Below are 12,558 nucleotides of genomic sequence, written 5' to 3' on the forward strand. Positions count from 1 at the left end.
ACCGATATCGCCGCCACCCGTGCGAAGCTGTATAGCGACAGGGTTGCGGCCGCCTTTTCTGGGCCGATCCGAACAGCACGGCGCAGGTGCCCACCGCCGCAGGCGCTGCACATCCAACACAGAAAGCGAAGCAGATGACCTTCAACGAAGGCCTCCAGATCGACCCGGATCGCGCTTCCTCCGGTGGTGGACCGGGGATGGGCGGCAAGCTGGCGCTCGGCGGTGGCGCGGGAGGTCTGATCCTGCTGGTGCTGGGCCTGTTGTTGGGCGGCGATCCCGGGTCACTGCTCGGACAGCTGAACGGCACCGAGCAGAGCACTGTGCAGCCCGGGACCGCTGGCACGCCCGCGCATTGCAAGACCGGCGCGGATGCCAATAAATACGTCGACTGCCGGGTGGTCGCCACCGCGCAGAGCCTCGACGCGGTATGGGCGGCACAACTGCCGCAGCAGACCGGTAAGAAGTATTCGAAGCCGAAGCTGGTGCTGTTCTCCGGTGCCGTCTCGACCGGCTGCGGCAATGCGACCAGCGCGGTCGGCCCGTTCTACTGCCCCGCCGACCGGACCGCCTATTTCGACACCAGCTTCTTCCAGGAGCTGGTCGACCGCTTCGGATCCAGCGGCGGTCCGCTCGCCCAGGAATACGTGGTGGCGCACGAGATCGGCCACCACATCCAGAACCTGCTCGGCGATATCGGCCGGGCCCAACGGGATCCGCGCGGGGCCGAATCGGGCGCGGTGCGCACCGAACTCCAGGCCGACTGCTACGCGGGCATCTGGGCCCACTTCGCAGATAAGCAGAGCGCCCCCGGCAGCGATCAGCCGTTCCTGAAACCCCTGTCCGACAACGACATTCGCGATGCCCTCTCCGCCGCCTCCGCGGTCGGCGACGACCGGATCCAGCGCGCCGCCCAGGGCCGGGTCAATCCCGAGGCCTGGACCCACGGCTCGTCGGAGGAGCGGCAGAAGTGGTTCCTCACCGGATATAAGACCGGCCAGGTCCAGGCATGCGATACCTACTCGGCATCGGATCTGAACAATCCGTCGGGCCTGCGCTGATCGAATAGGAATTGAGCGACACCACAGTGGGCGGGCACCGATTCGGGCCCGCGCGCTGCGATGATCGAGGGCACTCGGTTTCGATCATCGAGAGCAATTGGCCTGTGACACACCGTAGATGGGGATTTCATGCGCACGAAGTCGGCACTGTTGGTTCTGGTCGTGGCACTCGCCGGTAGCTGGGGCATCGCCTCGGCCCAACCGGCCACCGACGCGCCGCCGCCCGCCCCGATCCAGGCACCCTTGCCTACCACCGCGTTGTTGACACTGACGACCATCCCGAGCGGCTGGTCCGAGCGAGTCGACCTGCGCCCGATGCTGCAGATCTACGCCGATGGCCGCGCCGTCCACCAACCCGATGCCGCCTCGACCACCCGGTCCGCCGACGTCTCACCGCAGCGGCTCACCGGCACCGTTCCCACCGACATCCTGAATGCCGCACTGGCGGAAACCAGAGCACTCGCCGCCCTCGATCTCGGCATGCCGAGCAACGACGACCGGGGCTCGCAGATCATCGACCTCATGCCCGCCGCACCCGATCAGGACGTCCACCTGCTCATGTACGCCCCCGAGGCGACCGAGGGCCTGACCACCGACCAACAGGCCAACCGCAAACGCTTCACCGATCTCTATCGCAAACTCCTCGACGCCTTCAGCCAGGAACACTGAATCCACCCAGCGCCGCGACCCTCCCGCACCGGGGCGACGGTCGCCGCCGTTCGGCCCCGAGATCTACAGAGCCGCACCCCAATTGGGTTTGCGGGTGGCGCCGGATGCAGCAGACTCGTTGGTGGAGTGAACATTTCCGCACCCGGCACTTCGAGTACGGCAGAGAGACCTCCATACCGGGCGGGATCCCGACAACGCGGAGGATAGCACCGATAGAACAACAGCACCCCCGGCCGGAAACCGGGCGGGGGCACTGTCAGAACCGTTGTGGCGGTTGGGGTTAGAACTGGTCCTGTTCGTAATCCGAGCTGACCAGTTCGTCGGGATGGGTCGCACCGATGACGTCGGGGGTGGATTCCCCGAGCGGACCGGTGAGGTCATCATTGCCGGTACGGCTCTGGTAGGGCTCGACGGTACGTGAGTGCTCGTCGTCGTTGGCACCGCGCTGGCCGGTGGCGCCGGGGCTGCCGCCCATGAAGGAGTTGCCCGTGCTGGCGCCGCTTGTCGAAGTGCCGGCGCCGAACGACGTGCCCGACAAACCCGAGACCCGACTGATGGGCGAGACGGTGCCGCCCGGCGTGCCGGTCACCTTCGGCGTCGACGGCGAACCCGATGTGCTCGGCGATCCGGACCGGCTCCCGATGCCGGTGATGCTCGGGCTGCCCGCGGTGGTGTGTCCGGTGCTCGTCGACGCCGCCGTGGTGGACGTGTTCGGCGAGCTCGAGGTGCTCGATCCGTCCAACAGGCTGGCCGCGTTGGTCGAGGTGTCCGATGCGATGGACTGCGCCTGCTCCAGGATCGGCTCACCGATGTTCTGCATGACCGCCTGCGCGACCTCCTGCGGCGCGGGCAGACCGCTGGTCCCGAGCAACTGGTTCACCAGACCGGTCAGCTCGGCCGTCTTTCCGGCCAGGTCACCGCGGGTGGCATTGGCGACCGCGACGGCCGTCCCCAGATGTTCGGTCGCCGTCGCGATCAGCGCGGCCTGACCGGGCGGGGTCAGCGCCACCGGCACGAGTGCGGTGGCCTGTGTGGCGAATTCGCTCGCGATACCGAGCAACTGCGCATTGCCCTGCTGCACCACCGCGGCGGCCCGCTGGGTGAGTTCGGAGATGTCGATACCGCGCTGACTGGTGTCCTGCCCCTGGGTCTGCGCCGTCTTGCTCGCGGCTTGCGCCTCACGTGAGGACTGGCCCTCCCACAGCTGTTCGACGGTTTGCAGACCACCCTTGCCCACACTCACGGCCGCCTCGATGATCTTCGAGGACTGACTGAGAATCGCGGTCGGGTCGAAGGCGCCGATGACACCGGTGCCGAAGCTGCTGAGCAGCTGGAGAATCGGCTGGAACAAGGTGTCGATGCCGGGAATCCCGGGAATCGAGAGCCCCTGCATCAGCGCCGCGACCGGATCGGTCGGAATGTTGGTCGCCGCCGCGCTCGCCGCCGCCTGGGTGCCCGCCCCGCCGAGCGCACTGCTGACCGCGCTGTGCGCCTGCTGCGCCACGTTCTGCGCCGCTTGGATCACCGGCGCCGCGGCATGGCTGATCGCGGTATGCGCATCGCTGAGCGCCTGCGATACGTCGGGCGGCACCGCCCCGGACAGGATCGCGCTGGCATCCGGCGTCGAATTGCCGTTCAACCCCGACAACCCCGCTGGCATGGTGCCCAGCTGCGGCGAATCCTCGGTGATCTTGCGCGCGAGTACGAATTCGGGCGCCTCGATCGGCGGTAGATCCGCGGGCAACTGCGGCAGCGATAGATCGCTCAAACCCTGCCCCGCATTCTGCAGCGCATCGACCGCGGTGTTCTGCGTCGCGATCACGGCCTCTTCGATCGCCACGCTCTGGCCGTCGGGTGCGATCACGCCGGTATCCATCGGCTTCATGCCCCGCCTCCGACCTGGTTCGTGATCGCGCTCAATACGCCAGCGTTGCTGGAGTCGGTGGTATCGAACGCAGCGGCCGCGGTGAACGCCGACTTCGACAGCTTGTCGTACTTGGCCGAGAGATCGTTGATGTCCTTGGCCTGCAATACCTGTGCCGCGGCGAAGGCCAACAGATAGTCGGCGCCGATCAAACCGAATACCGGCGTGAGCGCGACAACGTTCTGCACGCCGTCGAAGCCCGCCCCCGCGATCTCGCTGGCGACCCCGGCGTTCGTGGTAGCGAAGGCCCGGACCGCATCGGTCTCCACCGAGAGATCAGCCATCGAGTTGCACCCCCCATATCCTCTTTAATTGCAATTCAGTACTCATAGCGTCGATCAGTGTCACTCCCTGCCCGAACCGGGCAGTTGAGCTGTGATCGGGCCCCTGCGCAACCGCGAGTTGATACCAGCGCCGCTGCGGTTGCGCCCAATATAGCGGACCCCAACGGCAACTTTCGAGCCCAACGCGGACACCGGAAAGGAACTGGAACGTGTTGCAAATTAGAACAAGTTCTATATTCTCGATCACATGAAGGTCGCAGTGACCGGCGCAGCCGGGTATCTTGGCACAAATCTGCTCAACCTGCTGGTCGAACGAGGACATGAGGTCACAGCAATCGATCGGATCGTTCCGGAGCAGCGGACGGACCCGAACGTCACCTGGGTCAGCGGCAATGTGCTCGATCCCGAATCGATGCGCACCGTCCTCGCGGGCGCGGAGATTGTCTACCACCTGGTCGCCGTGATCACCCTGGCCGAGCAGCACGACCTGGCCTGGAAGGTCAATACCGAGGGCGTGCGCGTCGTCGCCGAGGCCGCACTCGACCTCGGCGTGCGCCGGATGGTGCACGCCAGCTCCATCCACGCCTTCAACCAGTACACCTGCGGTGGCCGCATCGATGAGTCCTCGGCGCGCTCGACCGATCCCAGCCTGCCCGTCTACGACCGGTCCAAGTGGGCGGGCGAGGTCGAGTTGCGCAAGGTCATCGACAAGGGACTCGACGCGGTGATCTGCAATCCCACTGGAGTCTTCGGCCCGCTCGACTACAGCACCCCGCTGTCCAGGATCAACCGCACGCTCAAGGACGCGGCCCGCGGCCGGGTGCCCGCGATGATCGGCGGCGGCTTCGATCTGGTCGACGTGCGCGATGTCGCCAAGGGCCTGATCCTGGCCGGAGAGCGCGGAAAGACCGGCGAGAACTACCTGCTCGGCGGTTCGATGATCTCCATGCTCGACCTGTGTCGCACGGCGGCGGCCTGCGCCGGCAAGAAGGGGCCGAAGTTCGCGATTTCCCCCAAGGTCGTCAACGGCCTGATCCCGGCACTGGAGCCGATCGGCAAACTGTTCAAGACCGATATCGTGTCGAAGGCCGCGCTCGGCGCGCTGGTCTCCGCCCCGATCGTCGACCATGGCAAGGCCGAACGCGAAATCGGCTATCAGCCACGGCCCATCGATGAGACCGTGCGTGATCTGGTCACATTCTTCACCGACCCGGAGCAACTGACCACGTCCAACACCCGACAGATCGCTTGACACCCTTTAGAACACATGTTCGACTGAGGGGGTGCGGTGGCAAAGCCAAACCCTGGATGCCGACGATGGCGCCCTGCCCGGCCTCGGCCGGGCAGGTTTCGTGCGCACCGTACAGACCCCCGAATTCGAGGGCATCACGTTCCACGAGGTGCTCTGCAAGAGCGCGCTGAACAAAATGCCGGAGGCATCGAACCTGCCGTTCCATTGGACGATCAATCCGATGCGCGGTTGTTCACATGCCTGCCGCTACTGTTTCGCGCGCCCCACGCACGAGTATCTGGATCTGGACGCGGGCCGGGATTTCGATTCGCAGATCGTGGTGAAGACCAATATCGCCGCGGTATTACGCAAGGAACTCGGCCGCCGCTCCTGGCATCGGGAACCCGTCGCACTCGGCACCAACACAGATCCGTATCAACGCGCCGAGGGTCGGTATCGGTTGATGCCCGGCATCATTCGCGCGCTGGCCGATTCCGGGACGCCGTTCTCCATCCTCACCAAGGGCACCCTGCTGCGCCGGGATCTACCGCTGCTCACGGCGGCGGCCGGGCAGGTTCGGGTGAGCATCGCGGTCTCCATCGCGATTCTGGACATCGATTTGCACCGCAGCCTGGAGTCGGGCACCCCGGCTCCAAAGGCACGGTTGGAGATGGTGCGAGCACTCGCCGATGCCGGGTTCGAGGTGAATGTCATGGTCGCGCCCGTGATTCCGTATCTCACCGACAGCCGCGCTCATCTGGACGCGCTGTTCGGCGCGATCGCCCAGGCCGGGGCGGTTTCGGTGGTCGCGTTTCCGATGCATCTACGCGGCGCCACCCGCGGCTGGTTTCTGAGTTGGCTGGCCGAGCACCATCCCGCCCTGCTGCGGCGCTATCGCCAGCTCTATGGCCGGGGCGCCTATGTGACACCGGAGTACGGTTCCTGGCTACGCGAGCGGGTACAGCCGCTGCTACAACAGCACGGTCTTATCCGCGAACACCCCCCGGAACCCGAGACCCAGGCCACGACACCGGTTCCGAACGACACACAGCTGGCTCTGTTCGCGTAAAGCATTTCACAGGCAAATCCCGCACACGGCGGAGTAGGTTGGCCAATGGCACCTCCCATCGGACGAGGAAGTGAAGCAGGCATATGCCCCCACATCATCGGATCAGCGCGGACCAAAATGATGTCGGCACAGCGAAATTGGAAAAGGTCGTAATTCGGTTCGCTGGGGACTCCGGCGACGGAATGCAGCTCACCGGCGACCGCTTCACACACGAGGCGGCCGCATTCGGCAACGACCTCGCCACCCAGCCCAACTTTCCGGCCGAAATCCGGGCGCCGCAGGGCACGCTCCCCGGCGTCTCGTCCTTCCAGATCCAGATCGCCGACTACGACATCCTCACCGCCGGTGATCAGCCCGATGTGCTGGTGGTGATGAACCCGGCCGCGCTGAAGTCGAATCTGGAGGACCTGCCGCGTGGCGCCACCGTCATCGTGAACACCGACGAATTCACCAAGCGCAATCTCAGCAAGGTCGGCTATGCGACCGATCCGCTCGACGATGACACGTTGAGTGATTTCGTGGTGCATCGCGTCCCGATGACCTCACTCACCCTCGGCGCGACCGAACCGACCGGTGTCGGCAAAAAGGACGGCCAGCGCGCCAAGAATATGTTCGCGCTCGGCCTGCTGTCCTGGATGTACGGCCGCCCGATCGGCGGGACCGAGCGCTTCCTGCGCGAGAAGTTCGCCGCGAAGCCCGATATTGCCGAGGCGAATCTGCTGGCCTTCCGCGCGGGCTGGAATTACGGCGAGACCACCGAAAGCTTCGCCACCACCTTCGAGGTATCCCCCGCCAAGCTGCCGCCGGGCACCTACCGCCAGATCACCGGCAATACCGCGCTCGCCTACGGCCTCGTCACCGCGGGTCAATTGTCCGGATTGCCGGTCTTCCTCGGCACCTACCCGATCACGCCCGCCTCGGACATCCTGCACGAGTTGAGCAGGCTCAAGAACTTCGAGGTCACCACTTTCCAGGCCGAGGACGAGATCGCGGGTATCGGCGCAGCGCTGGGCGCTTCGCTCGGCGGTGCGCTGGGGGTCACCAGCACCTCCGGGCCCGGACTCGCGCTCAAGAGCGAGACCATCGGACTCGCGGTGATGACCGAGCTGCCGCTGCTGATCGTCGATGTGCAGCGCGGCGGTCCGTCCACCGGACTGCCGACCAAGACCGAACAGGCCGATCTGCTGCAGGCGCTGTACGGGCGCAATGGGGAATCACCGGTCGCGGTGCTCGCGCCACGTTCCCCCGCCGACTGCTTCGCCACCGCGGTGGAGGCGGCCCGGATCGCGCTCACCTACCGCACACCGGTGCTGTTGCTCTCGGACGGCTCGATCGCGAATGGTTCTGAGCCATGGTCGATTCCGCGTGTCAGCGACTTGGCGCCGATCGATCCGCGCTTCGAGCCGCATGCCGAAGAGGGCACGCCGTTCCAGCCCTACGCCCGTGATCCGGAGACCCTCGCCAGACCACTCGCGGTGCCGGGCACCGCGGGCCGCGCACATCGGATCGGTGGACTGGAGAAGGCCGATGGCAGCGGCAATATTTCCTATGAGCCCGCCAACCACGAGCTGATGGTCCGCCTACGGCAGGCCAAGATCGATGGCATCGCCGTTCCCGAACTCGAGGTCGACGATCCGGATGGGCGTGCCGAACTGCTGCTGATCGGCTGGGGCAGTTCCTATGGACCGATCGGTGAGGCCTGTCGCCGTGCCCGCCGCCGCGGCGTCCCGGTCGCCCAGGCGCACCTGCGATACCTGAATCCGTTGCCCGCCAACCTCGGTGCCGTACTGCGCCGCTATCGCACGGTGGTGACGCCGGAGATGAATGGCGGTCAGCTGGCCATGCTGCTGCGGGCGAAGTACCTGGTGGATGTGCAGCCGTGGACGAAGATCGCGGGTACGGCGTTCTCCGCGCAGGAACTCGTCGGGGTGATCGATGCCGCACTGGACGGGTCGATCGAGGAGATGGAAAACGATAAAGCCTTCGCGGCGCGGGCTCGGGCTACGTACTCGACTGGGGGTAACTGATGACCATCATCGAAACCTCGCTCATCGGAGCCGATCTGGGTCTCACCGGGATCTCCGGTGTCCCCGCCGCTGACGGGCCGCAAAAGGTCAAGGACTTCACCTCCGATCAGGAGGTGCGCTGGTGCCCCGGCTGCGGTGACTACGTGATCCTGGCGACCGTGCGCGGCTTCCTCGCCGAACTCGGATTGCGCAGGGAGAACCTGATGTTCGTCTCCGGGATCGGCTGCTCGAGCCGGTTCCCGTACTACCTCGAGGCCTACGGTATCCACTCCATCCACGGCCGGGCGCCCGCCATCGCAACCGGCCTCGCGGTGACCCGGCCCGATCTGTCGGTGTGGGTGGTGACCGGTGACGGTGACGCGCTGTCCATCGGCGGCAATCACCTGATCCACGCACTGCGCCGCAATGTGAATATGACGATCCTGTTGTTCAACAATCGGATCTACGGACTCACCAAGGGGCAGTACTCCCCCACTTCGGAACAGGGCAAGATCACCAAGTCGACGCCGATGGGCTCGGTCGACCACCCGTTCAACACCCTGTCGGTCGCGCTCGGCGCCGAGGCCAGCTTCGCGGCCCGCGCACTGGATTCCGATCGTGCTGGCCTCACCGAGGTGCTGCGCGCCGCCGCCGAACACCGCGGCACCGCATTCGTGGAGATCCTGCAGGACTGCCCGATCTTCAATGACGGCTCCTTCGATGTGCTGCGCAAGGGCGATGCCGAATCCCGCCTCATTCCGCTGCACGACGGCCAACCGATCCGCTTCGGTGCCGACGGTGAATTCGCTGTGGTCCGAGATGGTTTCGGGCTCGCGGTGGCGCGCGCCGACGAGGTCGAGGAGTCCGACATCATCGTGCACGACGCCTACGCCGACAATCCGGAGTACGCGTACGCCCTCTCGCGCCTGTCCGACCAGGACCTCGGCCATGTGGTGACCGGCATCTTCCGCAATGTCACCAGGCCCACCTACGACGATGCGGTCCGCGCCCAGACCACGGCGGCGCGGGAACGCAAACCGGTACAGGCGGACTCGCTGCAAACCCTGCTCAATGGCCCGGAAACCTGGACCGTCGGCTAGCTGCGACTAGCTCGGCAGCCCCAGCCGATCCGCGAGCGCGCCGAGGCTGCGATGCAATGCGGCGCGCTCGGCGGCGGTGAGATCCGCGGTCGTCTCGGCGTCGATCGCATGTGCCGCTTCGAGGCATTTGCGCAGTAGCGCGCGTCCATGGGAGGTCAGGCTCAGGACCTGACGGCGGCGATCCTCCGGATCGCGCAATCGATCGATGGCGCCCAGGGATTCCAAGTGGTCGGCCAGAGTGACGACCAGACTCGGCGCGACGCGCAGGATCTGCGCCATCTGCATCTGCGATGCGGGACCGTTGGTCGCAAGGACATTCAGCATTCCGGCATGTTTCGGCTTCAGGCCCAGATCCGCCACGCGGGCACTGAAGCGGTCTGTCAGGAACGCGCCGAGCAGCCCGAGTCGGAAGGTCATGGTCTCCGGCAGATTTTCCGCCTTGACGTTCTTCATGAGTCGCATAATACTGATCCAGAACCATTCATATCCTGAACGATTCTGGGAGTGAAAGATGCAGACCGTGAAGCTCACCAAGTCCGCGATCATCGTGAACGCAATCGGTGCGGGTATCGCCATGGCATTCAGCGTCGCGGCTGTCATCGACCCCACCCTCGCCGTAACCGGCGGCGCGGACTCCCCGAGCGTCGATATGTACGCCCAGGCCTATGCCGCCCGCGCCATCCCGCTGGGCGCCGCCCTACTGTTCAGCCTGACCAGCCGCCACAAGCGCGGCCTGCTCCCGCTGCTGACCGTTTCCGGAGCGGTCCAACTCGGCGACGCCGCCATCGGAGCCACTCAGGGGATTCCGGGCATGATGGTCGGTGGCACCGTGCTCGCGCTCATCCATCTGGCGACTGCTGGCCAGTTGGTCCTCGGCAGGAATCGTGGCGCCGCAGTCACCGTCTGAGCCATGAGTATGGCGCGATCGACCGTCGAGGATCAGGGGCGCTTGGCGAACCCCAGGTCGATTACGGCGTCACGTTCTTGTTCGAGTTCGGCGACGCTGGCGTCGATGCGGGCGCGGGAGAAGTCGTCGATATCGAGGCCCTGGACGATCGAGTATTCGCCGTCAGCACAGGTGACGGGGAACGAGGTGATGAGGCCTTCGGGGATGCCGTAGGAGCCGTCGGAGGGGACGGCCATGGAGGTCCAGTCGTCGGCGTGGGTGCCGAGGGACCAGTCGTGGATGTGGTCGATGGCGGCGCTGGCCGCGCTGGCGGCCGACGATGCGCCACGGGCCCGGATGATGGCGGTACCGCGCTGTTGGACAGTGGGGATGAAGTACTCGCTCAGCCAGCTCTGGTCGACCATGTCGAGGGCGGGGCTGCCCGCGATGGTGGCCTGCGTGATGTCCGGGTACTGGGTCGCGGAGTGATTACCCCAGATGGTGACGCGGGCGATATCGGCGGCGGGCGCGCCGGTCTTCTTGGCGAGTTGGGCGATGGCGCGGTTGTGGTCGAGGCGGGTCATGGCGGTGAAGCGGTCGGCGGGCACGTCGGGGGCATTGCTCATCGCGATGAATGCGTTGGTATTGGCAGGATTTCCGACCACGAGCACCTTGACGTCGTCGGCGGCGCTGGCATTGATGGCCTGCCCCTGGTCGGTGAAGATCGGGCCATTGGCGGCCAGCAGATCCGAACGCTCCATGCCCGCGGTGCGCGGCCGCGCCCCCACCAGCAGCGCGACATTCGCCCCAGCGAAGCCGACCCAGGGGTCGTCACTGATATCGATCGACTGCAGCAGCGGGAAGGCTCCGTCCTCGAGCTCCATCGCCACACCCTCCAGCGATGCCACGGCGGCCGGGATCTCGAGCAGCCGCAGCCGCACCGGCGTGTCGGACCCGAGCATGGCCCCAGACGCGATCCGGAACAGCAGACCGTAGGCGATCTGCCCCGCACCCCCGGTCACGGCGACGGTCACGGGCGCGGTCCGAGCGGCGGTGCTCACGACGAACTCCTTGCAATAGGCGGACACTCGATCCCCACCCTAACGACTCTCACCACCCCCGAACCGCTGTGGTGAGCTACACGACAGTCACCCCGGCAAACACATCTATCCCGCCCCGCGACCAAGAAGCGCGAGTCGACCAGCCTTCGACTCGACTGCTTCGCCGCACCCAACAGCCCCACCAAGAATCCGCGCCTATGCGGGCTCGAGGGTATTGCAGCACGTCTGATCAGGAGTGCTGATGCCGCTTTGTGCGCCCCGCTCGGGTGGGAGTTTTGAGCACCTGCCAGTGCGCGGGTACGGATCCCCGGAACCGCTGCCGCCGTTCGACACATCGCGCAACCATGCATCGTGTGCATTGTCGCGCCGTCGGCTGATTCGCATGTCGCGCAGCTCAACTCGCGCCTTGGGGATCCGCGTGAACCGCAGCCATTGCGCGAACGTCCGGCTAGCAAGAGAGGCTGTCCTCCAGCGACACTCAACCTACCCGCTGACTCGACCCGAGCAACAACTCAGCACCCCATCAACGCATCCTGCCAACCTCGGCCACGCGCGAAATCCGCTGCGCGCGAGTTCAGCACAATCCCGCGACTTCCTGATCGGTCAGCACGATCGGCGAAACATAATCCTTCGCCCTCGCAAGCTGCACAGCGCGATACAACGGACGCTCCGCCAAACCCGCGTCACGAGCTTCGGCGCGCAGTTGGTGGACGAGCATTGTCGAAACCGCAACGGCCGCAGCGAGTTCACTGGCGGATAGGGCATCGGCGAGTTTACGGAGGCCGAGCAGATGGAGTTCGCGACCGCTGCCCGCGTCGGTGTACATCGCCAGCGGAACAACCTGTGATTCGGCACCGGCGGTGACTCGCAGGACGATTCGGCTCAAACGGGCCGGATAGACAAGCATCTCCACGCCGTTCGCGGCGGCGAGGTCGACCCGGCGTTCACCGAAGGTGTGTCTGGCGTGAATCGTGGTTCCGGCCAACCACATCCGCCGCCGCCGCAGGGCAATGGCATAGGCAACCGTTGGCGCACCCACGACCACACCGATCGCGATCGCGATCGGCCACGGCACCAGCAGTGCCGCGAGCAGTGCGGCACCGACACCCACCCCTACCGCGGCGAGGGCAAGTCGCCGCAGCATGGGTGCGTAGGTTTCGGGTGCGACGAGGTCGAGTCCGACCGTCGGAACCGGTTCGGCTGCGCCGGGGTCGATGGGTTCTACGGGCACGGCTGCGCATTCATATGGGTGCGGATGTCGTCTCCCGGC

At 65.9% G+C, this 12,558-nt stretch carries 12 protein-coding genes; 7 read left to right on the forward strand and 5 right to left on the reverse strand.

The genetic code is table 11. The features are described 5' to 3' along the window. Positions 1-134 precede the first annotated feature (134 nt). Both ABZ293_RS07285 and ABZ293_RS07290 read left to right on the forward strand, forming a co-directional pair. Positions 135-1,058, forward strand: a complete 924-nt coding sequence (locus ABZ293_RS07285) for a neutral zinc metallopeptidase (protein ID WP_355178180.1) — start codon at positions 135-137, stop codon at positions 1,056-1,058. Between the two features lie 129 nt (positions 1,059-1,187). Beyond that, positions 1,188-1,727, forward strand: coding sequence for a hypothetical protein (locus ABZ293_RS07290; protein WP_355178182.1), 540 nt, complete (start codon positions 1,188-1,190; stop codon positions 1,725-1,727). Between the two features lie 280 nt (positions 1,728-2,007). Here the strand turns inward: ABZ293_RS07290 and ABZ293_RS07295 are convergent, their stop codons facing one another. Beyond that, entirely contained in the window at positions 2,008-3,612 is a 1,605-nt protein-coding gene (locus ABZ293_RS07295) for a hypothetical protein (protein WP_355178184.1), read from the reverse strand. Next, the gene (locus ABZ293_RS07300; RefSeq protein WP_354950788.1) at positions 3,609-3,935 is read right to left on the reverse strand and encodes a type VII secretion target; all 327 of its coding nucleotides are present in this window, start codon (positions 3,933-3,935) and stop codon (positions 3,609-3,611) included. The genes ABZ293_RS07295 and ABZ293_RS07300 overlap by 4 nt, the downstream gene beginning before the upstream one ends. 247 nt (positions 3,936-4,182) lie before the next feature. On the opposite strand from ABZ293_RS07300, the gene ABZ293_RS07305 reads away from it, so the two are divergent. The 4 genes from ABZ293_RS07305 (at position 4,183) to ABZ293_RS07320 (ending at position 9,341) form a co-directional block, all read left to right on the forward strand. Continuing rightward, a complete protein-coding gene (locus tag ABZ293_RS07305; RefSeq protein ID WP_355178186.1) occupies positions 4,183-5,187 on the forward strand; it encodes an NAD-dependent epimerase/dehydratase family protein in 1,005 nt (334 codons plus the stop codon). 31 nt (positions 5,188-5,218) lie between these two features. Next, complete coding sequence (locus ABZ293_RS07310; RefSeq protein ID WP_355178188.1) at positions 5,219-6,235, forward strand: Rv2578c family radical SAM protein; 1,017 nt, start codon at positions 5,219-5,221, stop codon at positions 6,233-6,235. A gap of 83 nt (positions 6,236-6,318) precedes the next feature. Continuing rightward, positions 6,319-8,262 (forward strand): 2-oxoacid:acceptor oxidoreductase subunit alpha, encoded by a 1,944-nt coding sequence (locus ABZ293_RS07315; protein ID WP_355178190.1) that lies wholly within the window; start codon positions 6,319-6,321, stop codon positions 8,260-8,262. Continuing rightward, positions 8,262-9,341, forward strand: coding sequence for a 2-oxoacid:ferredoxin oxidoreductase subunit beta (locus ABZ293_RS07320; RefSeq protein WP_355178192.1), 1,080 nt, complete (start codon positions 8,262-8,264; stop codon positions 9,339-9,341). The genes ABZ293_RS07315 and ABZ293_RS07320 overlap by 1 nt, the downstream gene beginning before the upstream one ends. Positions 9,342-9,347: 6 nt before the next feature. Here ABZ293_RS07320 and ABZ293_RS07325 read toward each other — a convergent pair whose 3' ends face one another. Further along, positions 9,348-9,794: a MarR family transcriptional regulator gene (locus ABZ293_RS07325; protein WP_355178194.1), complete on the reverse strand. Its 447-nt coding sequence runs from the start codon at positions 9,792-9,794 to the stop codon at positions 9,348-9,350. 58 nt (positions 9,795-9,852) lie between these two features. Here ABZ293_RS07325 and ABZ293_RS07330 point away from each other — a divergent pair, with 58 nt between their 5' ends. Then, positions 9,853-10,248, forward strand: coding sequence for a hypothetical protein (locus ABZ293_RS07330; RefSeq protein ID WP_355178196.1), 396 nt, complete (start codon positions 9,853-9,855; stop codon positions 10,246-10,248). Positions 10,249-10,280: 32 nt separating this feature from the next. Here ABZ293_RS07330 and ABZ293_RS07335 read toward each other — a convergent pair whose 3' ends face one another. Next, on the reverse strand, positions 10,281-11,288 hold the full coding sequence (locus tag ABZ293_RS07335) for a malate dehydrogenase (protein WP_355178198.1): 1,008 nt from the start codon (positions 11,286-11,288) through the stop codon (positions 10,281-10,283). Positions 11,289-11,862: 574 nt separating this feature from the next. After that, entirely contained in the window at positions 11,863-12,519 is a 657-nt protein-coding gene (locus ABZ293_RS07340) for a hypothetical protein (RefSeq protein ID WP_355178200.1), read from the reverse strand. Between the last annotated feature and the right edge of the window lie 39 nt (positions 12,520-12,558).

The organism is Nocardia sp. NPDC005998, from assembly GCF_040614395.1.
Taxonomy (GTDB): domain Bacteria; phylum Actinomycetota; class Actinomycetes; order Mycobacteriales; family Mycobacteriaceae; genus Nocardia.

Coding starts and splice junctions, on each gene's coding strand:
- ABZ293_RS07295 (WP_355178184.1), bottom strand. CDS start 3,612: ATGAAGCCGATGGATACCGGCGTGATCGCACCCGACGGCCAGAGCGTG.
- ABZ293_RS07325 (WP_355178194.1), bottom strand. CDS start 9,794: ATGAAGAACGTCAAGGCGGAAAATCTGCCGGAGACCATGACCTTCCGA.
- ABZ293_RS07315 (WP_355178190.1), top strand. CDS start 6,319: ATGCCCCCACATCATCGGATCAGCGCGGACCAAAATGATGTCGGCACA.
- ABZ293_RS07300 (WP_354950788.1), bottom strand. CDS start 3,935: ATGGCTGATCTCTCGGTGGAGACCGATGCGGTCCGGGCCTTCGCTACC.
- ABZ293_RS07320 (WP_355178192.1), top strand. CDS start 8,262: ATGACCATCATCGAAACCTCGCTCATCGGAGCCGATCTGGGTCTCACC.
- ABZ293_RS07305 (WP_355178186.1), top strand. CDS start 4,183: ATGAAGGTCGCAGTGACCGGCGCAGCCGGGTATCTTGGCACAAATCTG.
- ABZ293_RS07330 (WP_355178196.1), top strand. CDS start 9,853: ATGCAGACCGTGAAGCTCACCAAGTCCGCGATCATCGTGAACGCAATC.
- ABZ293_RS07290 (WP_355178182.1), top strand. CDS start 1,188: ATGCGCACGAAGTCGGCACTGTTGGTTCTGGTCGTGGCACTCGCCGGT.
- ABZ293_RS07285 (WP_355178180.1), top strand. CDS start 135: ATGACCTTCAACGAAGGCCTCCAGATCGACCCGGATCGCGCTTCCTCC.